This is a genomic window from Hahella ganghwensis DSM 17046 (assembly GCF_000376785.1).
Lineage (GTDB): Bacteria > Pseudomonadota > Gammaproteobacteria > Pseudomonadales > Oleiphilaceae > Hahella > Hahella ganghwensis.
The window spans coordinates 82,198-103,159 of sequence record NZ_AQXX01000129.1 but is presented as its reverse complement, the minus strand read 5'-3'; the positions used below and the strand labels follow the sequence as shown (position 1 = coordinate 103,159).

20 protein-coding genes and 1 tRNA gene are annotated in these 20,962 nt (G+C 48.3%); 12 read left to right on the top strand and 9 right to left on the bottom strand.

The genetic code is table 11. The annotated features are described in order from the left end of the window. Nucleotides 1-126: 126 nt before the first annotated feature. From F566_RS36395 to F566_RS0120420, 3 genes are all read right to left on the bottom strand, one after another. The gene (locus F566_RS36395; protein ID WP_020408894.1) at nucleotides 127-1,563 is read right to left on the bottom strand and encodes a HAMP domain-containing histidine kinase; all 1,437 of its coding nucleotides are present in this window, start codon (nucleotides 1,561-1,563) and stop codon (nucleotides 127-129) included. 15 nt (nucleotides 1,564-1,578) lie between these two features. Further along, complete coding sequence (locus F566_RS0120425; RefSeq protein WP_157496940.1) at nucleotides 1,579-2,121, bottom strand: YfiR family protein; 543 nt, start codon at nucleotides 2,119-2,121, stop codon at nucleotides 1,579-1,581. Nucleotides 2,122-2,513: 392 nt separating this feature from the next. Beyond that, nucleotides 2,514-2,604, bottom strand: a tRNA-Ser gene (locus tag F566_RS0120420). A gap of 404 nt (nucleotides 2,605-3,008) precedes the next feature. Between F566_RS0120420 and F566_RS0120415 the strand changes: the two genes are divergently transcribed. The 6 genes from F566_RS0120415 to F566_RS0120390 all read left to right on the top strand — a co-directional run bounded on the left by F566_RS0120415 (nucleotide 3,009) and on the right by F566_RS0120390 (nucleotide 6,327). Next, nucleotides 3,009-3,710, top strand: a complete 702-nt coding sequence (locus F566_RS0120415; protein ID WP_020408892.1) for a Bax inhibitor-1/YccA family protein — start codon at nucleotides 3,009-3,011, stop codon at nucleotides 3,708-3,710. A 108-nt stretch (nucleotides 3,711-3,818) separates the two neighbouring features. Continuing rightward, nucleotides 3,819-4,214: a sulfurtransferase complex subunit TusD gene (tusD, locus tag F566_RS0120410; RefSeq protein ID WP_020408891.1), complete on the top strand. Its 396-nt coding sequence runs from the start codon at nucleotides 3,819-3,821 to the stop codon at nucleotides 4,212-4,214. Next, complete coding sequence (gene tusC / locus F566_RS0120405) at nucleotides 4,214-4,576, top strand: sulfurtransferase complex subunit TusC (protein ID WP_020408890.1); 363 nt, start codon at nucleotides 4,214-4,216, stop codon at nucleotides 4,574-4,576. Before tusD ends, tusC begins: the two co-directional genes overlap by 1 nt. A gap of 10 nt (nucleotides 4,577-4,586) precedes the next feature. Further along, entirely contained in the window at nucleotides 4,587-4,892 is a 306-nt protein-coding gene (gene tusB, locus F566_RS33570; RefSeq protein ID WP_020408889.1) for a sulfurtransferase complex subunit TusB, read from the top strand. 20 nt (nucleotides 4,893-4,912) lie between these two features. Then, the gene (locus F566_RS0120395; protein ID WP_020408888.1) at nucleotides 4,913-5,251 is read left to right on the top strand and encodes a TusE/DsrC/DsvC family sulfur relay protein; all 339 of its coding nucleotides are present in this window, start codon (nucleotides 4,913-4,915) and stop codon (nucleotides 5,249-5,251) included. 26 nt (nucleotides 5,252-5,277) lie between these two features. Next, nucleotides 5,278-6,327 (top strand): glycosyl transferase family protein, encoded by a 1,050-nt coding sequence (locus F566_RS0120390; RefSeq protein ID WP_020408887.1) that lies wholly within the window; start codon nucleotides 5,278-5,280, stop codon nucleotides 6,325-6,327. Nucleotides 6,328-6,437: 110 nt separating this feature from the next. On the opposite strand, the gene nfuA is transcribed toward F566_RS0120390, so the two are convergent. Further along, on the bottom strand, nucleotides 6,438-7,019 hold the full coding sequence (gene nfuA / locus F566_RS0120385; protein WP_020408886.1) for a Fe-S biogenesis protein NfuA: 582 nt from the start codon (nucleotides 7,017-7,019) through the stop codon (nucleotides 6,438-6,440). 365 nt (nucleotides 7,020-7,384) lie between these two features. Between nfuA and metH the strand changes: the two genes are divergently transcribed. Both metH and F566_RS0120375 read left to right on the top strand, forming a co-directional pair. After that, entirely contained in the window at nucleotides 7,385-11,089 is a 3,705-nt protein-coding gene (gene metH, locus F566_RS0120380) for a methionine synthase (protein WP_020408885.1), read from the top strand. 53 nt (nucleotides 11,090-11,142) lie between these two features. Next, entirely contained in the window at nucleotides 11,143-11,370 is a 228-nt protein-coding gene (locus tag F566_RS0120375) for a DUF2970 domain-containing protein (protein ID WP_020408884.1), read from the top strand. A gap of 94 nt (nucleotides 11,371-11,464) precedes the next feature. Here F566_RS0120375 and F566_RS37975 read toward each other — a convergent pair whose 3' ends face one another. Then, entirely contained in the window at nucleotides 11,465-11,587 is a 123-nt protein-coding gene (locus F566_RS37975; RefSeq protein ID WP_020408883.1) for a hypothetical protein, read from the bottom strand. 265 nt (nucleotides 11,588-11,852) lie between these two features. On the opposite strand from F566_RS37975, the gene F566_RS0120365 reads away from it, so the two are divergent. From F566_RS0120365 to F566_RS0120355, 3 genes are all read left to right on the top strand, one after another. After that, a complete protein-coding gene (locus F566_RS0120365) occupies nucleotides 11,853-13,505 on the top strand; it encodes a nitrite/sulfite reductase (protein WP_020408882.1) in 1,653 nt (550 codons plus the stop codon). After that, nucleotides 13,498-13,995, top strand: a complete 498-nt coding sequence (locus F566_RS0120360) for a DUF934 domain-containing protein (protein ID WP_020408881.1) — start codon at nucleotides 13,498-13,500, stop codon at nucleotides 13,993-13,995. Before F566_RS0120365 ends, F566_RS0120360 begins: the two co-directional genes overlap by 8 nt. A 221-nt stretch (nucleotides 13,996-14,216) precedes the next feature. Continuing rightward, nucleotides 14,217-15,380: a cation:proton antiporter domain-containing protein gene (locus F566_RS0120355; protein ID WP_020408880.1), complete on the top strand. Its 1,164-nt coding sequence runs from the start codon at nucleotides 14,217-14,219 to the stop codon at nucleotides 15,378-15,380. A 68-nt stretch (nucleotides 15,381-15,448) separates the two neighbouring features. Here F566_RS0120355 and F566_RS0120350 read toward each other — a convergent pair whose 3' ends face one another. Together F566_RS0120350 and sohB are read right to left on the bottom strand one after the other, a co-directional pair. Continuing rightward, nucleotides 15,449-16,453, bottom strand: coding sequence for a YhdH/YhfP family quinone oxidoreductase (locus F566_RS0120350; protein ID WP_020408879.1), 1,005 nt, complete (start codon nucleotides 16,451-16,453; stop codon nucleotides 15,449-15,451). 38 nt (nucleotides 16,454-16,491) lie between these two features. Continuing rightward, nucleotides 16,492-17,553: a protease SohB gene (sohB, locus tag F566_RS0120345; RefSeq protein ID WP_020408878.1), complete on the bottom strand. Its 1,062-nt coding sequence runs from the start codon at nucleotides 17,551-17,553 to the stop codon at nucleotides 16,492-16,494. 393 nt (nucleotides 17,554-17,946) lie between these two features. Here sohB and F566_RS0120340 point away from each other — a divergent pair, with 393 nt between their 5' ends. Beyond that, nucleotides 17,947-18,261: an SCP2 sterol-binding domain-containing protein gene (locus F566_RS0120340; RefSeq protein ID WP_020408877.1), complete on the top strand. Its 315-nt coding sequence runs from the start codon at nucleotides 17,947-17,949 to the stop codon at nucleotides 18,259-18,261. 44 nt (nucleotides 18,262-18,305) lie between these two features. Here the strand turns inward: F566_RS0120340 and F566_RS0120335 are convergent, their stop codons facing one another. Both F566_RS0120335 and F566_RS0120330 read right to left on the bottom strand, forming a co-directional pair. After that, entirely contained in the window at nucleotides 18,306-18,956 is a 651-nt protein-coding gene (locus tag F566_RS0120335) for a hypothetical protein (protein ID WP_020408876.1), read from the bottom strand. 78 nt (nucleotides 18,957-19,034) lie between these two features. Then, nucleotides 19,035-20,732, bottom strand: coding sequence for a FimL-related protein (locus tag F566_RS0120330; RefSeq protein WP_020408875.1), 1,698 nt, complete (start codon nucleotides 20,730-20,732; stop codon nucleotides 19,035-19,037). Nucleotides 20,733-20,962 lie beyond the last annotated feature (230 nt).

Genomic DNA, 20,962 nt, shown 5'->3' with positions numbered 1-20,962 from the left:
GCCTGATCAACTTTCCTGCTTCCATGAAGTCTAGGCTTAACAGAGTGTTTTATACAACTTTTATTTGTAGTTCCCAAGCTCAATATCACTCCCTGCTGTATGACCATTAACCACTGACATCAAGATCTACTGTACATTCAGGGTAAAATAGAAGGTACTACCCCTTGACGGTTCAGATTCTGCCCAAATCCGCCCCCGGTGGCGAGTAATAATCCGGAATACTGTCGCCAGACCAATACCACTTCCCTCAAACTCTGATGGAGTATGCAATCTGTTAAAAGCGACAAACAGCCTGTCGGCATATTTCATGTCAAAGCCGGCCCCATCATCTTTCACAAAATATACCGCTCCCTCGCGCTTATTGATAACGCCGAACTCAATATGCGCACTTTCCTTTTTGGACGAATATTTCCAGGCATTTTCAACTAGATTCGACAAGGCAATGTGAAGCAACCTTTCATCCCCCTTGGCTTTCACATTCGGCGCGATTGTCATCGTCACATCTCTATTAGGATGAGCAGATCTGAGCTCAGAAGCTATTCCTTCCACTATCTGACTCAAATCGACCTCTTCACAGTCAAGCTTGTGTCGGGTAACCCGGGACAATGTCAGCATGCTATCGATGAGCATACTCATACGGCCGCTAGCGGATCGAATCCTACCCAGGTACTCTACAGCCAGCTCATCCAGCTTTTCGCTACAGTCCTCAGCAATGGCTTCGCTGTACCCGTCTATCGCCCGCAACGGTTGCCGTAAATCGTGCGAAACTGAATAACTGAAGGCTTCCAGCTCCTGATTGGCCGCTTTCAGCTCTGCGGTTCGGATTTCCACCTGCCTCTCAAGGCTGCCATAACTTTTGAGAATTTCCTTATTCTGGTATTCGATGGTTTCCAGCATCGCGTTGAACGATTTGGTCAACTCCCCTATTTCATCAAAGCTTTCCAACTCTGCACGAAGTCGATAATTCTTGTCATTGGCAATTCTGGTCGCGGTTTCAGACAAGTGAAGCAGCGGCGTGGTCACGGTGCGTTGCAGGATGGCGGAAATAATGAGAAGGCCCAGCACCGCCAAAGCAGAGACAATTGTCGCTGTGGCAACATAGTTCTGCAGGTGGCGCCTAAGTTCTTCGAGAGTGGATTCTATATACAGCCTTCCAATAACCTCTCCATCCAGCATGATATCCTGAACTGTATAAAAGTGATCATCCTCGAAAACACCAGACGTCGAGCGGGGTTTGTCCGGACAGCCCAACTTCCCGGAACGGGAAAAAGTGGCGAGGACCTGATTTTTCTCGTTATAGATGCAGCCAAGAGTAATGGATTCCCTCAATTTTAGACTGTTGATATTATCCTTAAGCTGGGATACATCTCCGAATACCAGAGCAGCGTTACTACGATCCGCCAGCATATTACCGATAACATTCAATTCCTGGCTGATCTGTTGCCGATATGTCAGGTTTTCGTACCAAATCAGGCTGGCACTCAGAATCAGAATACCAAATACACTGGTGATAAAGGTCAGCAGTATCAGCTTTGTTTTTATTGGTAATTTTGACCAGGTCATTTCAGTACCTCAGCCTCATTGATACACCTCCTGCGCCAACTCAAGAAGCTTTGAGCTGATGTCGACACCAGACTTCCTGGCACTGTCCAGATTAATCTCAAATCGGATTACGTTGCCAACCTGCACAAATCCAATCATCCCTCCACTTTTTGCGAAATCCTCAATATCACTAACCGTCAGTGCATGCTCCAGTGCGGGAGTCATTAAGATATTTTCAAATCCTTTGCGTTCAGAAGAACTGATAAAGATGACAGTACAGCTGGGGGCCACCTTCATGGACTCAAACTTAAACAGCTTGATAGGTTTTCCCTGAATTTTCTTACCGTTGATAGGATCAATCAGTTCCTGGAATGGGTCCTTCCCCAGGATGCAGACATTGATTTCGCCAGCCGCTTCTACCGACTGGCTGGTCCAGGAAACAAACTTAATAAAGTTATAAAGGTACGCTGCTTTGATCTCGTATTCCGAACGGGCATAGCAATTTCCCCCGAATACAAGCATCAACAGGATAATAAGAGATTTTGTTAGCCAGCCTGGTCGTCTTGTTCTGAAGATCATCTACTGGTTGTCACCAAGGTTTCCCAGCCATCTACTCACGACTAAAGATTCCAATCCTTTCAGTCAGTTATCTTTTTAGTTATTACCTGGAGGATAGACAATTGCGCCCAACTTCGACAGGGGAATTATCAAAAACCCTTTGAAATCACAGAAGCTATCTCAAGAAAGACCCTGTTTATCACCCTATCTTTTGGGATTATTTACCCATCAGAGAAATTAGTGACAGACTATCAAAAATCCTAAGCGGTCAGATAGACTTTTCTGTTAAACAAAAAGGCAATCTAACAATCACAAAGCAATAAGCAAACAATCAACTATGAAATTCGCCTGGACCCTAGGAATCGACGTAAATTTAATGGAGGGGTAAAGATCTGAGAATTCAGAAAAAGAAGTGGCGGTGAGCCAGGGATTCGAACCCCGGGTGGGCTATTAACCCACGGCGGTTTTCAAGACCGCTGCTTTCAACCACTCAGCCAGCTCACCGTCAGGATGTGTCTGCTGAGACACGAGCGAGCATGATACTCATATTTTTTTTACTGTCAACGGTTGATCCCACTTACAGGCAAATCTTCTCACACACCAACCGAAAACCTCCCCGAAATGAGCCATTTTTCATCAATCTGCGTAAAAAGCAGGCAACTCACTCTACTTCTGGCCCAATGACTTATACTTATCCAAAATACTTCTGCATATTTCCTCGGGAGAAGCTTATCTCCAGGGCCCACCCCATTTTCATGACAGAGTCACACAAAATTAACCAGAATTTAGGAAGCACACGTATTTAAAACATTGAAATAACTCCATGTACCCTTATTATAGACAGCAGAGTTTATCAATTTAGTATAAAACCGAACCTCAACTGCATTATCGAAATCTGGGAGGATCTAATGCAAAACCGGCGCGTTCAAAACGCTAACATGTCAGCAGTTGCCAACCCTATGAGTGGCCACGCAACTCAGGTGGATTCGGCAACCGCTGCAAACGTGTTGAAAAACACCTACTGGCTGCTAGGCCTGACTTTGGCGTTTTCAGCCTTTACCGCCTACCTTTCAATGGGAATGGCCTTCAACCCCATTATGCATTTTGGAGCCTTCATCGGAGCCTTGGTCATCAGCTTTGTTATCCACAAAGTGGCCAATAGTGTCTGGGGCTTGGTCCTTGCTTTTGCCTTTACCGGGCTTCTGGGTCTGACCATCGGCCCCATCGTCGGCGCCTACCTGAGCATGGGGGCGGCAGAGACCGTCACAACCGCCCTGGGGCTAACCGCTTTTGCATTTTTCGGTCTTTCAGGCTTTGTTCTGACCACCAAAAAAGACTTCAGCTTCCTGTCCAGCTTCCTGGTAGTTGGATTCTGCGTCATCGTTGGCGCGGTTGTTCTCAGCTTCTTTATTGAGTCCTCAGGCTTTGCTCTGGCGATCTCTGGTGCAATCGTATTGTTTGCTTCTGCAGCAATCCTTTACGAAACCAGTGCAATCGTACATGGCGGTCAAACAAACTACATTCTGGCGGCTGTATCTCTTTACGCCTCCATCTACAACTTATTCATGAGCCTGCTTCACATCCTGATGGCATTTGCCGGAGACGAGTGATACCCAGGCAATAACCTGATTTTCAGGATATAATCAAAGCCCGACAAACGTCGGGCTTTTTTATTTCTCAAACCGATGGCCAACTCAGGACTTACGCGGATACCTCCAGTGATTTACAGCATCGTAGTATATGGCGCCCCCCACTCCTCCCAAGCCCCCTATTCTGCCTATCACTTCATAAAGTCGGCACTGGCGATGGGGCACAGCGTTTATCGTGTATTTTTCTATCACGACGGAGCCCTGAACGGCTCCTCCCTGGCAGTTTCCCCTCAGGATGACAATCTGCTGCCGGACGCCTGGCGTAAATTGAAGGAGCTGCACAATATGGATCTGGTGATCTGTATTGGCGCTGGAATTAAACGGGGGGTCATTAATCAGCAGGAATCCCAAAGATATGAGCGCCAACAGCACTCTTTGGACGATATCTTTGAGCTATCAGGTCTGGGTCAGCTAGTGGATGCCACGCTCAAATCTGATCGTGTTATCACCTTTGGAGCACGATAATGTCCGCCAAACGTCTGTTATTTATATTTTCCGCCAGCCCTTTCGGAAACTCGCTGGGTTCAGCAGGTCTCGATGCCGTTCTCGCTGCTTCAGTGTTCGACCAGGACGTAACACTCATTTTTCAGATGGACGGGATTTATCAGTTGGTTGATGGCGGCAATTCGGCCTCTATAGGCCTGAAAGATTACCGAAAAGGCTTTAAAGCACTTGAAATGTATGGAGTTGATAAAGTCATTGTCGATGCAGCGGATCTGAATGAACGAGGTTTAACGGGAAATGAACTGGCGATACCTGTGCAGCTACTGACCAGGAAAGAGATCGCCGCAGTTATTCAACAGGCAGACACCGTATTGAGCTTTTAATTGAGTAAAAATGATGACTCTCCACATTTTCAATCAGGGCACCCATCAGACAGAACTTCTGAACAAGTGCCTGGAAAGCCTGACTCCCGGCGACACCCTTTTATTTATTGAGGATGGCGTAATCTGGACAACATCTTCTCCCTTTGACCGCCTTAACAAGCGCCTCAAGGTAACAGGCATCGATATTTATACCTTGTCTGAGGACATTTCCGCCAGAGGCTTGGAGAGCCTTAGGGCTGAGACTGTCCAGATGGTAGACTATCCTGGATTTGTTTCATTGACTGAGAAACACAATCACTCGATTTCCTGGTTCTGATACGCCATTGATGACAATTTATGACAACACAGCATGACTCAACAACTGATCACGCCTTATTTGATAAAGAGGGGTTCCTCAAGGACATTCACCTCTGGAATGATGAAATGGCTGCCCGTATTGCAGGCCTTGAAGGAATTCAACTAACTGAAGAACACTTTAAGATCATCCTGATCGCCCGCAGGTTCTATGAAACATTCGGCTTATCTCCGGTAAATAGAGTCCTGGTTAAAGCGGTCAAGCAGGAACTCGGAGACGACAAAGGCAACAGCATGCACTTGCTCAAGCTCTTCCGGGAAGGACCTGCCAAAATGGTCTGTAAAATTGCCGGACTCCCAAAACCAAACAACTGTCTTTAATTTATCGTCAATTACACACACCACCTATGACCACACCCTCTATCAATAAAGCCTCAGAACACAAAAGCTCTCCCAAAGAAGGCAAGTTTCCCAAGGAGCATAACGAACATCCCTTTGCTCCTTTTGTACGAATCCTGGGCAAAGGCAAAAAAGGTAGCCGTTCACTTACGCGTGAAGAAGCCCGCTCTGCCATGGGAATGATTATCGACAAAGAATGCCTAGACCTTCAACTCGGTGCTTTTTTAATGCTGCTAAGAGTCAAAGAGGAATCTCCCGACGAGCTGGCCGGATTTGTGGAAGCCGCCCAGGAGCGATTTCACGCTCCCAGGCTGGAGGTTGATATTGACTGGAGCTCATATGCCGGCAAAAAAAGGCACCAGCCCTGGTTTATTCTCTCTGCTTTAATGCTTTCTCAGACAGGTATCAGGATATTCATGCATGGCGCCGAGGGTCACACTCAAGGGCGCTTGTATACTCGCAACGTCATGACGACTCTTGGTTTACCCGTTGCAGAAAACTGGGAACAGGTAGAGCATCATCTTGACGCTAAAAATTTCGCCTACCTACCTCTTGAAGCCTTCTCCCCAAGGCTTCATGACATCATCCAGATGCGCTCAATCCTGGGGCTACGTTCCCCCGTCCACTCCATGGCAAGGCTATTGAATCCATTGAACGCCTCTCTGGTGGTCCAAGGAATATTCCACCCCCCCTACAGCCCCATTCACCAACTGACGGGCCAATTGCTTAATTATCCAAAATCCCTGGTGATTAAAGGAGAAGGCGGTGAGTTTGAGCGCAATCCTGACGGGGAATGCCTCGCTCGCTATGTCGCTGACGGCAAAGTCGCAGAAGAAACCTGGCCAGCCATGTTCGAACGTCGGCACGTTAAACCGGATTCACTTGAAGTGTCCGCCATGCAATCACTATGGCGGGGGGAGTCAGAAGACGAGTACGCAGTCGCAGCCGTTATTTCTACGGCAGCATTAACGCTCAGACACTTAAGAAACTTGTGCATGGATGAGGCAATGAAAAAGTCGAAAGAGATCTGGGCACAGAGAAACAAAACCCTGCTCTAGAAAGCAGAAAAGGACGCATAAGCGTCCTTTTTCATAGCGACCTGTTACCTTGCCAAAGATAGCTTGATCAACGATTACTTTAGGCTGCTGAACCCAAAGACCTGGCTAAATCAGGAGTAGTAAGCGTTCTCGGTATTGGAGTGGTCGGTGGCATCTTTAATGCCTTTCAATTCGGGAATCTTCTCCATCAGCGTCTTCTCAACACCATTCTTCAGAGTCATATCCACCGCAGAACAGCCCTGACATCCACCACCAAACTTCAACACAGCCACACCTTCGTCGACAACTTCGACGAGCGAAACTTCCCCCCCATGAGCCGCCAGCCCGGGATTGATTTCAGTGTACAGTATGTAATTGATGCGATCAGGCAGTGGAGAATCTTCGTTCACTTTGGGCATTTTAGCGTTTGGCGCCTTAATGGTCAGTTGCCCACCCATTTTTTCCTGGTTGAAATCGACAATGGCATCTTCCAGAAACGGCAGACTGCTCCGATCGAGATAGACGGCAAACTTAGACAGTTCCACCTTCTCGTCTTCCTCGATCACCTCTTCCGGCTTACAATATGCCAGACAGGTTTCTGCATACTTGGTTCCAGGCTGAGTGACGAACATCCGCACACCGATACCTTCAACCTTTTGCTTTTCCAGAAGTTGCGCCAGATAATCCTGTGCAGATTCAGTAACAGTTACCATCGATTCTCACTTACTTTCGTTAACCAGCTCGCGTTATTCTGTTCAGTGCCGGTCCGGCATGTTCTGAACAGCTTGGCATTACCAAAACGGTAGTGACCTGTTTTGTAATGGACCTGTTTATCAGACCATTATTGCTGCCGGGCATTGTAGTGTAAATCCCGACAGGGTTAAAGCCTTACTAATTTACTAGGTTATAGCGAAATGATAAAAAATGTAAGGCACAATACCCAATGCTTACTTTGATCGCTGAAAAATTAGTGATTCAGCGCCAAAATATCAGCCTGAGTGCAGCATCCCACGGGCATTTCTGCTAATATTTTCGCCCTTTTTATAACATCAGTTGACGTCTGAAACGGGTTATACACATGACATTGAGCGCAAACCGTCGCCAAAACATAGCAGCTTTACATAACGCTCTTAAAGAAAGAATTCTGATCCTCGATGGTGCCATGGGCACTATGATCCAGCAATATAAGCTGGAGGAAGAGGATTACCGAGGTGACCGTTTCAAAGACTTCGACCGGGATATCAAAGGCAATAACGACCTGCTTTGCATGACCCAACCCGACATTATCCGGGACATCCACAAGGCGTATATGGATGCAGGGGCTGATATTATTGAAACCAACAGTTTCAATGCCACTGCCGTGTCTCAGGCAGAGTATGGCCTTGAGGACATTGTATACGAGCTCAACGTGGCAGCGGCCAGAGTCGCCAGAGAAGCCGCCGATGCGAAAACCTTGGAAACTCCCGACCGCCCAAGATTTGTCGCGGGAGTACTCGGCCCTACATCAAGAACCGCCTCCATTTCACCGGACGTCAACAACCCCGGCTACAGAAATGTCGATTTTCAGACCCTGGCCGACAACTACTATGACGCTACGCGCGGGCTCGTCGACGGCGATGTCGATATCATCCTGATCGAGACCATTTTCGACACCCTGAACGCAAAAGCCTGTATTTATGGGGTGCAACAGTATTTTATTGATCATGATATCGACCTACCCATCATGATCTCCGGCACCATAACCGACGCTTCAGGCCGGACACTCTCCGGGCAAACCGCAGAGGCTTTCTGGAACTCTATTGCCCATGCCAAACCAATTTCTGTCGGTCTTAACTGCGCTTTGGGCGCTGATGCCCTGCGTCCTTATGTGGAAGAGCTTTCCAATAAAGCTGTCACTTATATCAGTGCCCACCCAAACGCGGGACTACCAAATGAATTCGGCGAATATGACCAAACACCGGCCGAAATGGCCGCCATCGTCGAAGGGTTTGCCAAAGACGGATTCGTCAATATTATCGGCGGCTGCTGCGGAACCTCTCCTGCTCATATTAAGGCCATAAAAGAGGCCGTAGAGAAGTACCCGGCCAGAGCCATCCCGGAAATCACTCCCCGCCTGCGACTTTCAGGGCTGGAGCCTTTCACCCTGAACGACGAAATCAAGTTCGTTAACGTTGGCGAAAGAACCAATGTCACCGGATCACGTCGCTTCCTGAGATTGATCAAGGAAGGCAGTGTCGAGGAGGCTCTGGACGTGGCTCGCGACCAAGTGGAGAACGGCGCACAGATCATTGACATCAATATGGACGAAGGAATGCTGGAGTCCAAAGAGGTCATGGTTAACTTCCTGAATCTGGTAGCCTCTGAGCCGGATATATCCCGGGTTCCCATCATGATTGACTCTTCCAAGTGGGAGGTTATCGAGGCTGGCCTGCGCTGTATTCAGGGCAAAGCGGTCGTCAATTCTATCAGCCTGAAAGAAGGTGAAGAGGATTTTGTAAGCAAGGCCCGAGCCTGTATGCGCTATGGTGCAGCTGTTGTGGTCATGGCTTTTGACGAACAAGGTCAGGCCGATACTTTGCAGCGCAAAATTGAAATCTGCGAGCGAAGCTACAAAACTCTGGTCGATCTGGGCTTTCCACCCCAGGACATTATTTTCGATCCTAACATTTTTGCCATTGCCACAGGGATCGAAGAACACAACAATTACGCCGTGGATTTTATTGAAGCCACTCGCTGGATACGACAGAACCTCCCCTACGCCAGCGTCTCAGGAGGTGTCAGTAACGTATCATTTTCCTTCCGCGGCAATGATTCTGTACGCGAAGCCATCCACTCTGTCTTCCTGTTCCATGCCATCAATGCCGGCATGAATATGGGGATTGTTAACCCCGCTCAGTTGGTTATCTACGATGAAATCCCCACAGGCCTGAAACAACTTGTTGAGGACGTCGTTCTGAATAAGAGCCCGGAGGCCACCGAAAAATTGCTGGAAGCCGCTGGGAGTTTCCGGTCTACCGGTGAAAAAAAATCGACGGAAGATCTTGAGTGGCGCTCGTGGCCAGTGATTAAAAGACTTGAGCATTCACTGGTTAAGGGCATCAATACCTACATTACTGAAGACACCGAAGAAGCCAGACAGCAGGCCGCGCGCCCCATCGAAGTTATTGAAGGCCCTCTGATGGCCGGCATGAACGTGGTCGGCGACCTGTTTGGTTCCGGAAAGATGTTTCTGCCCCAGGTAGTAAAAAGTGCCCGAGTCATGAAACAGGCCGTTGCCTATCTTGTGCCCTATATTGAAGAAGAGAAAGGGGAAGGCACCAAGAGTAAAGGCAAGATTCTGATGGCCACCGTGAAAGGCGATGTTCACGATATTGGCAAAAATATTGTTGGGGTCGTTCTCCAATGCAATAACTACGATGTTATTGATATGGGTGTTATGGTGCCCTGCGAAAAGATCCTGCAGGTCGCCAAAGAGGAGAAAGTGGATATTATCGGACTGAGTGGACTGATCACCCCCTCACTGGATGAAATGGTTCATGTCGCCAAAGAAATGCAACGCCTGGACTTCAATATTCCACTGCTGATTGGCGGCGCCACAACCTCCAAGGCGCACACGGCAGTAAAAATCGAGCCTCAGTATCAGAATGACGCAACCATCTATGTGACAGATGCCTCACGCAGTGTTGCCGTAGCCACCAAACTGATCAGCGACACCCAGAAGATCGGGTATATCCAGGAAATCCGGGAGGAATATGAAACGGTCCGTGAACGTCGCAAGGGACGTGAACCGGCCAATCGATCCATGACTCTGACAGCATCACGGGATAACGCCCTCAATGTAGACTGGTCTGATTACACGCCCCCTACTCCAGCCTTTACAGGCACCCGGGTATTCGACGACTACCCCCTTGAAAAGCTGGTGGACTATATCGACTGGACACCTTTCTTTATCTCGTGGGATCTCACCGGCAAATATCCGAAAATTCTTCAGGACCAGGTTATCGGCGAAGCGGCGACGCAACTATTCAACGATGCACAGGCAATGCTGAAAAAGATTATCGATGGCAAGCTTCTCAAGGCGCGCGCGGTCCTCGGTTTCTGGCCGGCCAACAAAACCGGCGAAGAGGACACGGCGGTCTACGCTGACGCCTCGGCAAAAGATGAGATTTTGACTTTGAACCATCTGCGTCAGCAAAATGATCGCGGACCCGGCAATCCAAATCTTTCTCTCGCCGACTTTGTTGCGCCTCAAGAGTCGGGCAAAACTGATTACATCGGCGGCTTTGTTGTTACCGCAGGAATTGGTGCAGAAGAGCTGGCAAAAGAGTATGAGGCCCGTCAGGACGATTACAGCAGCATTATGGTGAAAGCCCTGGCAGACAGACTTGCAGAAGCTTTTGCCGAACACATGCATGAAAGAGTTCGTAAGGAGTTCTGGGGATACGCCTCAGATGAATCTCTGGACAACGACGCCCTGATCAAGGAAAAGTACAGAGGTATTCGTCCTGCCCCTGGATACCCAGCCTGCCCGGACCACACGGAAAAAAGAAAGCTGTTCGATCTACTGTCCGCAGAGGATACAACTGGCGTAAAGTTGACAGAACACTATGCCATGTACCCGGCTGCTGCGGTCAGCGGTTGGTATTTCTCACATCCGAAGGCCAAGTATTTCGCTGTGGGCAAGATACAAAAAGATCAGGTGGCAGACTACGCGACTCGCAAAGGCTGGAGCCTGAGCGAAGCAGAACGTTGGCTTTCCCCGAATCTGGCCTACGACACCTGATCGCGTGATAGCCAAATAACCCCAACACAGGAACGTCAATAGGGATAACAGGAATGGAAGAACAGAATAAGAATTCAGAAAGCGCCAAACCGAACTTATGGCAACTGGTTGTCAGTGTGCTCGGAGCTGCCTTTGGAGTACAAAGCAGCAAGGCTCAACAACGGGATTTTCAGCAGAAAAGCCCTGCAGCCTATATTGTGGCCGGAATCGTATTTGGAATCTTGTTCGTGCTCACCATTGCCTTTATTGTCAGCATGGTACTCAGCTCTGCTGGGGCCTGAGCGGACCCGAAAAGATCAAGGAAAAGGATAAGACAGCAAAACACCGCTCAGATGGCGGTGTTTTGTCTTTCTACGACCTGATGATGCCTGGTACTTAGTGACTTGCCACCCACATTATCATCATCGTGGCAATGCTGACGACCAGCACCACCGCAGCGATGGCATCCACTTTACTGTCAGAGTCCTGGTTAATGCTTTGATTATTATTTTCAGCCATGGAACGCTCCTGATTGATTGTCGAAAAGGACTTCCCAGTTGTTTTGTATAACAGCTGACCGGCAGGATCAAGAAGATATTGATTTTCAATGACTAGCGAATACTGTTTCGCATTTTTTAATAAATATTAATTCTAAATATATATTTAAATAGCCGTTTTAATTATAAGAAGTTCCTGTAGAATTAGGCCCCTAAAAAGCTGCTGACACTGAATACTTTTGAGTTTGTAACCCATTAAACACGCTGGTACTTATTAGGTAATCTCAATGTATAAATACGACGATTACGATCATCAAATCATCCGGGATCGGGTAAATCAATTCCAGGATCAAACCAATCGATACTTTGCAGGAGAGCTGAGCGAAGAGGAGTATTTACCTCTGCGTCTTCAAAATGGACTTTATGTCCAGCGTCTGGCGCCGATGTTAAGAATCTGTATTCCTTATGGCATGCTCTCCTCCACACAATTGCGTCGCCTGGCCACGGTCACCCGGGATTATGATAAAGGCTATGCACATTTCACTACCCGCCAAAATGTTCAGCTAAATTGGCCAACCATCGAGGACTCTCCCAAGATCCTGGCCGAGCTGGCGGAAGTAGAATTGCATGCTGTTCAGACCAGCGGTAACTGTATCCGCAATACGACCACAGACCAATACGCCGGAGTCACAGCCGAGGAGCTGGTTGATCCACGCCCTTACTGCGAGATCATTCGTCAGTGGTCAACCTTCCACCCGGAGTTCGCGTTCTTGCCGCGCAAATTCAAGATCGCCGTCAACGCCTGTCCTGACAGTGACCGCGCAGCAATTCACGTGCATGATATCGGGCTCCAGATCGTGACCAATTCAGACGGCAAACTGGGTTATAAAGTTCTTGTCGGTGGAGGCCTGGGCCGCACTCCTATGATTGGCTCTGTCATTCGTGAGTTTCTCCCAGAGCATGACCTGCTGACTTACCTCGACGCCATACTCCGGGTTTACAATCGTTATGGCCGCCGGGACAACAAGTACAAGGCTCGTATCAAGATTCTGGTCAAAGCCATGACACCAGAAGGCTTTGCAGAAAAAGTGGAAGCCGAATGGCAACATATTAAAGATGGCCCCTCAAAGTTAACTGATGCAGAAATTACGCGGATCAAAAGTCACTTCACCGATCCTGCATACAAAGAACTGAATGACCAGCCTGAGGAGTTATCAGCAAAGCTTGCCGAAAATAAGTTCTTCAGCAACTGGCACAAGCGCAATGTTGCCCCCCACAAGAAATCAGGCTACGCCATTGTCAACCTAACACTCAAGACCCTGGGAATTCCGCCCGGCAACGTTACAGACAAGCAGCTTGAACAACTTGCCCAATTGGCAGATGAATACAGCTTTGGTGAGCTCCGGGTTACTCACGAGCAAAATGTGGTATTGGGCGACGTTGAACAAAATCGCCTGTTTGAACTCTGGGAGGCAATCAAACCCCTGGGCTTTGCCACGCCTAACCTGGGCACACTAACAGATATCATCTGCTGCCCGGGTGGAGACTACTGCTCTTTGGCCAACGCCAAGTCAATTCCGGTTGCAGAAGCTCTCCAGTCCAAGTTTGATGACCTTGATTATGTTTATGATCTTGGCGACCTTGATCTGAATATCTCCGGATGCATGAACGCTTGTGGCCACCACCACGTGGGCAACATCGGCGTCCTGGGTGTCGATAAAAAGGGTGAAGAGTGGTACCAGATCTCCCTCGGTGGCGCTTCCGGTCAGGATGCCTCTATAGGCCAGATACTCGGCCCATCATTCGCCCGCGAGCAAATGCCCGATGTAATCGAAAAGATACTGCAGGTATATGTCGACAAGCGTAGTGACGAAGAGCTGTTTATCGATACCTTCAGACGCATTGGTATAACCCCATTCAAGGAGCGCGTGTATGCCTAACATGATACTCGACGGAAACATCCTGGACGACCAATGGGTCTATCTTGAGAAGTCTGACACGCCGGCTCAACAGGAGATTCCAGACGGAAGCGTCATTGTTCCTCTGAAGACCTGGCTGGCCCAGAAAGAGACCCTGGCGACAAGACAGGACCTCGGCGTTTGGTTAGACAGCGATGAAGAGCCGGAAGATCTGGCCGACGATATCGCATCCCTGAAACTGATCGCGGTAAACTTTCCCAAATTCGCCGATGGACGCGGGTACTCCATCGCCCGGCTTATTCGTGAGCGTTACGGCTTCAAAGGTGAACTACGGGCGATCGGGGATGTACTTCTGGATCAGCTGTTTTATATGAAACGTTGCGGCTTTAACGGCTTTGCTTTGCGAGCAGACCGCTCAGCAGAAAAAGCATTGGCTGGATTAACCACCTTTTCCGAGGTATACCAAGCCGGCACAGATCAGCCGCTACCGCTATTCAGGCGGCGCGCATAATCTTCAGCAAAAAAGGCAGATTTTTATCTGCCTTTTTTATTTGTTTTAGATACTCTACAACTCAGATCTTCTATTTTCCTTCAACGTCTTTTTAATCATCAGATCCACTAACATTTAGCGTTATGTATTCTGTAGAATACCGAAACCTGAGTTCAGCAATGGGCTTTGACAGCTTTCCCGGCTGCTTATAACCTTACTATACACCCTGTAGCGGACTGGTCATGGATATCAATATCGTCTATTCCTTTTTTCTGATTTTTTCGGGCGCCGCTGTTCTTGCATCCCTGGCACTACTGACAAGACAGCCACTGATTCTCGCCTATATCGTTCTTGGCGCTATGGTCGGACCATCGGGTTTCTCACTCATCGACAATTTAAAGCTGCTTTCCAATATCGCAGAAATTGGCATCATCTTCCTGCTGTTTCTGTTAGGGCTGGATATGCAACCCTCCGCCCTGCTTCATGTGCTGAGAAAGGCGACCATTGTGGCATTTGTCAGCTCACTGCTGTTTGCCGCCATCGGTTATTCAGTCGCCCTGGGCAGTGGCTTCACTCAAACAGAAGCCATGGTTGTCGCCATTGCCGTCACTTTTTCCAGCACCATCATCGGCATCAAACTTCTACCCACGACCGTCCTTCACCACCGCCACGTCGGCGAGTTGGTGGTGGGCCTGCTGTTAGTCCAGGACCTCATTGCCATCATTGCACTGCTTGTCCTGGCCGCGGGAGACAAAGACCTGTCTGCCGGAAGTCTTACACTGACTTTCCTCGCACTACCACTAATCATTGGCGGGGCATATCTGGTCGTAAAATATATTCTTCTGAAACTGTTCGCCAAGTTCGACCGGTTTCATGAATATGTCTTTCTGCTCGCGATTGGCTGGTGCCTGGGTGTCGCTGAGATTGCCAAAGCAGCAGGTCTCTCATTGGAAATAGGCGCTTTTATCGCCGGTGTCACTATAGCTACCAGCCCCATATCACAATATATCGCGGAAAGCCTGAAACCCTTGCGGGACTTCTTTCTCGTGCTGTTTTTCTTCTCTCTCGGAGCCAGTCTGAATATCGCCTTACTCCCGGATGTGGCAATTCCAGCACTGATCCTGTCACTCGTGTTACTGGCAGCGAAGCCAACCATTTTTTACGGACTGTTAAGAATGGTAAAAGAAGAGCGCAAAGACTCGTGGGAAATAGGTTTCCGACTAGGCCAGATCAGTGAATTTTCTCTACTGATTTCTTTTATGGCGGTATCTCAAAATATGATCGGCGAAAAAGCTTCCATGCTGATACAAAGCACAGCAATCCTAATGTTTATGCTTTCATCCTATGTCGTGGTATTGAACTTCCAGAGCCCCATTGCTATCTCGGACAGATTAAGAAGAGATTAAAAGAATCAGGAATCCAACCCAAAATGGGGCAACTTATCGCCCCATTTTTTAACTACCTGACGCCAAATTTATAGAATATGCTTCAGCACCATGCGCCCCAGCATTTTCCCCATGTGAATCTTCTCTATGGCCGCTGGCAGTTCCTCCAATGAAATGTCATGTGACAGACTATCCAGATTCGTCAGCGCCCATTCATTATCAAACAAGTGCCAGATATGCTCTTTACGGCTTCTGGAGATTTCCACTGAATCGATACCGAACACCGAAATCCCTCTCAGAATAAAAGGAAAGATGGTCGTCGATACTTCTGTTCCCGCCACCATTCCACAAGTGGTAGCGGCACCACTGTGATGAATCGCTTTCATGGCTTTTGAAAACAACGTACCGCCTACTGTATCCACTACCCCTGCCCAAGTTTCCTTATAAAGTGCCTTGTTATCAGGCAGGTCCTCAACATAGGAGCGATCGACAATCCTATGAGCCCCCAGACGGACCAGCATATCGCTGTGATCAACCTTACTGGTCAGAGCCACGGCTTCATAACCCAGCTTTGCAAGCAGAGCAACAGCAATGGACCCCACACCACCGGTTGCCCCGGTGACCAGAATCTGTCCATCTTCAGGCCTCACAGTCGTCGCCAGACGCTCTACAGACAACCCCGCTGTCAAACCCGCGGTGCCCAACACCATGTAATAACGCAGATCATGACGGGCAGGCTTACGAATCACCCACTCTGAAGGAACCCTGATGTATTCACCAAACCCTCCTGGGGTATTCATTCCCAGATCATAACCTGTCACCAGGACTTCATCCCCCGCCGTGAAGGCTCCGGATCTTGATTCAACGACTATACCCGCCGCATCAATACCGGGAGTATGAGGAAACTTCCGAGTAACACCCCGGTGCCCATGAGCGGAGAGTGCATCTTTGAAATTGAGAGAAGAATAATGAACCTTAATCAGGACATCATGATCCGGAAGTGAGTCAAAAGGCATTTCCTGAATTTCGGTTACAAAAAAACCCTCACTTTTTTCGACTGCTCTCAATGCTCTGAAGCCGCTCTCCGCCGCCATTACTCAAACCTCGTCAGGACTCTTCCAAGCCTTTCCATTTAAACTTTGCTACTACTGAGTTTAGCTACTTTTAGGGCTAACGTCTCCGCCGCTTTAGCAACTGACAACCCAACTTTTTCTGCCAGGCTTTTCTTTTCCAGATAATGCACTAGATACACGTCAGCCTGATCGCACTTACTGGATAGATAGTCATCGCTTGTCATAATCTCGTCTACCAGCAATCTTTCCTTCGCTCTCCTGCCATACCAGATCTCGCCTTTGGAGACTTCATCAATATCCACCTGTGGGCGATGTTCATTCACAAATTCCTTGAACAATACGTGAGTCTCTTCCAGGTCTTCCACAAACTTTTGTCGACCTTTCTCGGTATTCTCACCGAAAACTGTCAGGGTCCGCTTGTATTCACCGGCCGTCAGAACCTCAAAGTCGATGTCGTGCTTCTTAAGCAGGCGGTGGAAGTTTGGCAACTGAGCCACCACACCAATTGAACCAATAATTGAAAAAGGAGCTGCCACGATCTTATTGGCGAGACAAGCCATCAGGTATCCACCACTGGCTGCCACTTTATCAACACACACCGTTAACGGAATATTCTTCTGGCGGATACGCTCCAACTGTGATGCAGCCAAGCCATACCCGTGAACCATTCCTCCCGGACTCTCAAGGCGGATAACCACTTCATCTTTATCACCAGCAAGCGTCAGAACGGCGGTAATCTCCTCACGTAATCTGGATACTTCCGAAGCTTTAATATCCCCATCAAAATCCATAACGAAAACCCGCTGCTTGTCGTCGTTTTCCTCCAGGGGATTTCCTTTTCCTGCTTTCCTGCTTTCTTTCTCCGCCTTGGCTCGCGCTTTCTCCTCCTTCTTGCGGGCTTTTTCGCGGGACTTGATTAATTCCTTACTCAATATGGAATGCTCAAGTGACTGCTTGAATTTTTTCAACCTGTCGTTGAGATGCGTAATTTCGATATCACCATCGTGTTGTTTTTTTTGTTTCTGCCCCAAGGCCACCAGTGAACCGACAATAAATAGAATTGCCACAACTAAAGTGACGGATTTAGCGAGAAACAGACCATAGTCGGTTAAGAACTCCAACGCTTTTACTCCTGAATAAGACTGACAAAATTTCCAAATCTGCAGGTAGAACTAAACTTTTACCTATCAACGTCCGCCATTTTACAGACTATGACGAGGAACTTAAGTGTTTGATGATCATCAGGGTCTGTTATCGCAGAATATACTGCTGGACCCATAGGCTGACGTTATAAATGAGGTCTTTTCACAAAAATTCAAACAAGCGTTCGATTAACTGTTGACACAGCTTTCCAAAGCCCCTACATTCAAGCCTCGATGCTGTTAGAGGTGTTTTTCATGCTCGGCCATGAAAAATGTTTAGAAACACAATGTTTTTGCGATATCTCATTTCAGCGGCACCTGACGTATGTCCGGTTACAACAACTGAGTCCTAACAATTAAAGGGAACGTACTATGCCTGTTGCACAAATTTTTCAGAAGCTGAAAGACAATTTCAACGCTGACGCCGCTTCCGGTCTCGACCTGGTGTTCCAGTTTGACATCGAAGATGCAGATAACTATCACCTGGTAGTAAAAGATGGCTCATGCGATCTGACTGAAGGTAACCACGACGATCCTTCCGTTACCCTGATCATGAACTCTGAAACTCTGCAAGGCATTGTGAGCGGTGAAACTGACGGTATGCAGGCATTTATGGCTGGCCAACTGCGCGCAGAAGGTGACATGATGCTGGCGATGAAGCTGGGTGAGCTTTTCAGCATCAGTTAATCTTCGGATTACCTCTTAAAAAAGCGCCTTAACGGCGCTTTTTTTTAATTCCAGTCCTGGATTGCTTCCACAGCCTGACTATTAACTGGCTTTGCCACCAAACCGTCCACCCCCACAGCAATCGAAAATTCAGCCCCGTCCTTCATGGGCAAAAAGGTCGCACTACCATACCTGGCTTTTACCCAAGGCAACTTATCTGAATGGAGGAGCCATTCCCAAAAATCCACCCCGGTATCAATATGATCAACGGCATATACGGTCCTTTCCGCCTTCTGCTCCTGCTCTAATGAGTAATAGCGTCCGCTGACCCGCTCAAAGCGATAGCCGGGACGCATTCCCACAGCGGCCAAAGGCCCATACCAAGTAATCAGCCTCGCATCCAACTGCCACAAATCCCCTGACAGAACAAACTCCTGAACATCTTCCTCGGGAATTTCCATTAGCATTTGGAATTGTTGCTCTCCCAGACGCTTAAGCTTGACCTTCGCCACAGGCACGTCGGCCTGAAAGCTTTTGAACTGAATCAAATCAACCGCCAGCAGAACCAGCAGAACAGCCATGGCAACCACTGCGAGCGCTAGACTGCCTTTTATCCAGGTCATAAACCAGGAGCGGCGGATCATAGTCCAGACCGCTCCGATTCCAATCATAATAGCTATGGTGATCAGGATCGCACTAACGATGGAATAGAGCATGACGGTATCCTGGTGTATCAGCTCCGGACAAGAACGACATCACCCTTCCCGAGTACCGCCACAGGCCGAGGATCGCGCTCAGTATCCCAGAGAATTAACACTTTCTTCTGCCAAAGACAGAAGTTCAGCATTCCCCTCCGAATTGCGTCCGAGGCTATCTACGTAATATTCGAGTGAAGTCAATGCATCCGCCAGGGTTTCCAGCAGATGGTCCTCTGGCTTGGTGTCACTCCGGAGCAGTTTCTCCTCAATACACCTGGCCATTGACTGAAGTACTTTCGCAGCACGAGTCTGCTCGATCATGACGAGCGCCCCCAGCACTCCATCCAGAACACTCTGAATATTGGCCAGATGCAGCTTATCACCACTGGATTCAAGGTAAGCGGTAATCGAACGTTTCGCCAGCGCCAGACCTGCCTGGGACTCACCAACGACGACGATATGCGCCTCCGTCAGATAGGGACTGGATTGTATATCTGATTTTTGTTCGGCGATTTTATCCGTTTCAAAAGTCAGACCTTCGTCTTCCAGCTGGGAAACCGCCTGCTCAATGTTCAAAACGGAATCAGCAATGAGCATCAGTTCATTATCACCGGGCTGTTTGCCTGTCTTGCTCCATTCCTGCAACTTGCTGCGCAGTCCTTTCGCCAAATCGCTGAGCCTTTTCAGGTCCAGCATGGTCAAAGTATCGGCCAGCTTACCTAGACTGTCGGAAATCTGCTGCAGACCGGTATCATCCGAATCAATGCCCCGCTCGATGATATCAAGCTTGTCCTTGATATGACTGATTTCTTCATGCAGAGCCTTCGCCAGAGAACTCAGCACGTCACTACCAGGCCCCATCAAAAGACTGCGGTGAGCGACCAGTTTAGGTTCATCAAAATCCAACGGTGCCACCTGAAAACCAGCCAACACCTCACGGATCTTCTCAGAACGGTCGCCACTCAGGGCAATGATATACACCAGATCTTTCGCCACCGTTTCCGAAATCGTTTTCGCGGTGGCAACTTTACCCAGCTTTACCATTTCCCGGGTATATCTTTCCAGCTTCATAAAGACTCGCTGGCGTGTGCCGGTCAGCGTCATGTTGTTTCTTAACATAAGCCTGGAAGCCAAACTGGTCAGCTTCCAAAGCTCGGCAATAGACGAACCTTTGCACAATTTGGCAAATCCGTCAGCGGCGCGGTTCATAAGCTTGAAACCGACATCGCGTTCTGTCTTTTTCAACAGGCTGACCAAGCCAACCTGATACATGTGCCGGAGCCGACGACTTCTGTATTCGAAGACTTCCGGTTGAATCGAGGTATCTGACAATGGTTTTGGTGTTACCCGCTGAAATTCCACGTCAAAGAAGTAGCTATCAGGCAAAGGCTTAGCATTTCTTGCCTGCCTGAGACTGTTGATAATATCGAGTAGTAATTCTGGATGATCTTCCCGGCGGCGATCGTAGTACTCCACATAACGGCGTAATATAAATAACGCCTGACTGAGGGACGCCAGAAGACTGTTCTTGTCTTCACTGGCGCCAACAGGAACCTCATTGGCAATTGCCACAGATTCCTGGCACAAGATGGTCCCACCCTGCAACTCAATCAGAGTGAAGATGCCTCGCAACTGGTTTAGAAAATCGATGCAGTTCTGTAAATCTTCACCACTTTCACGGTTTTCCTGAAAACGTTCAAGACTTAATTCAGCCTGCTCAATTGTGTTGCTGATTTCCTTTTCTACCAGATCAAATGATGTTGATTTCTTCGCGGCTATTGTCGCGTCAGCCATATACCCTGCCCTTAAAACCCTGCGGAGCTGGTCAATATTGATACATTAACGGTGTTAAAATTGGCAAAAAGCGCCCTGTAATTACTAACTTATAACACAATTTTCAAGTTAAACAAGAAATTGGGTGTTTCAATTATTTGCTGCAATGTGTCGATATTTTGGTAAACTCCGCACGCGCGGTTCAGTGACCCCCCCCAGATTATTTCTTCGATTCGCTTCGACTATTTTAG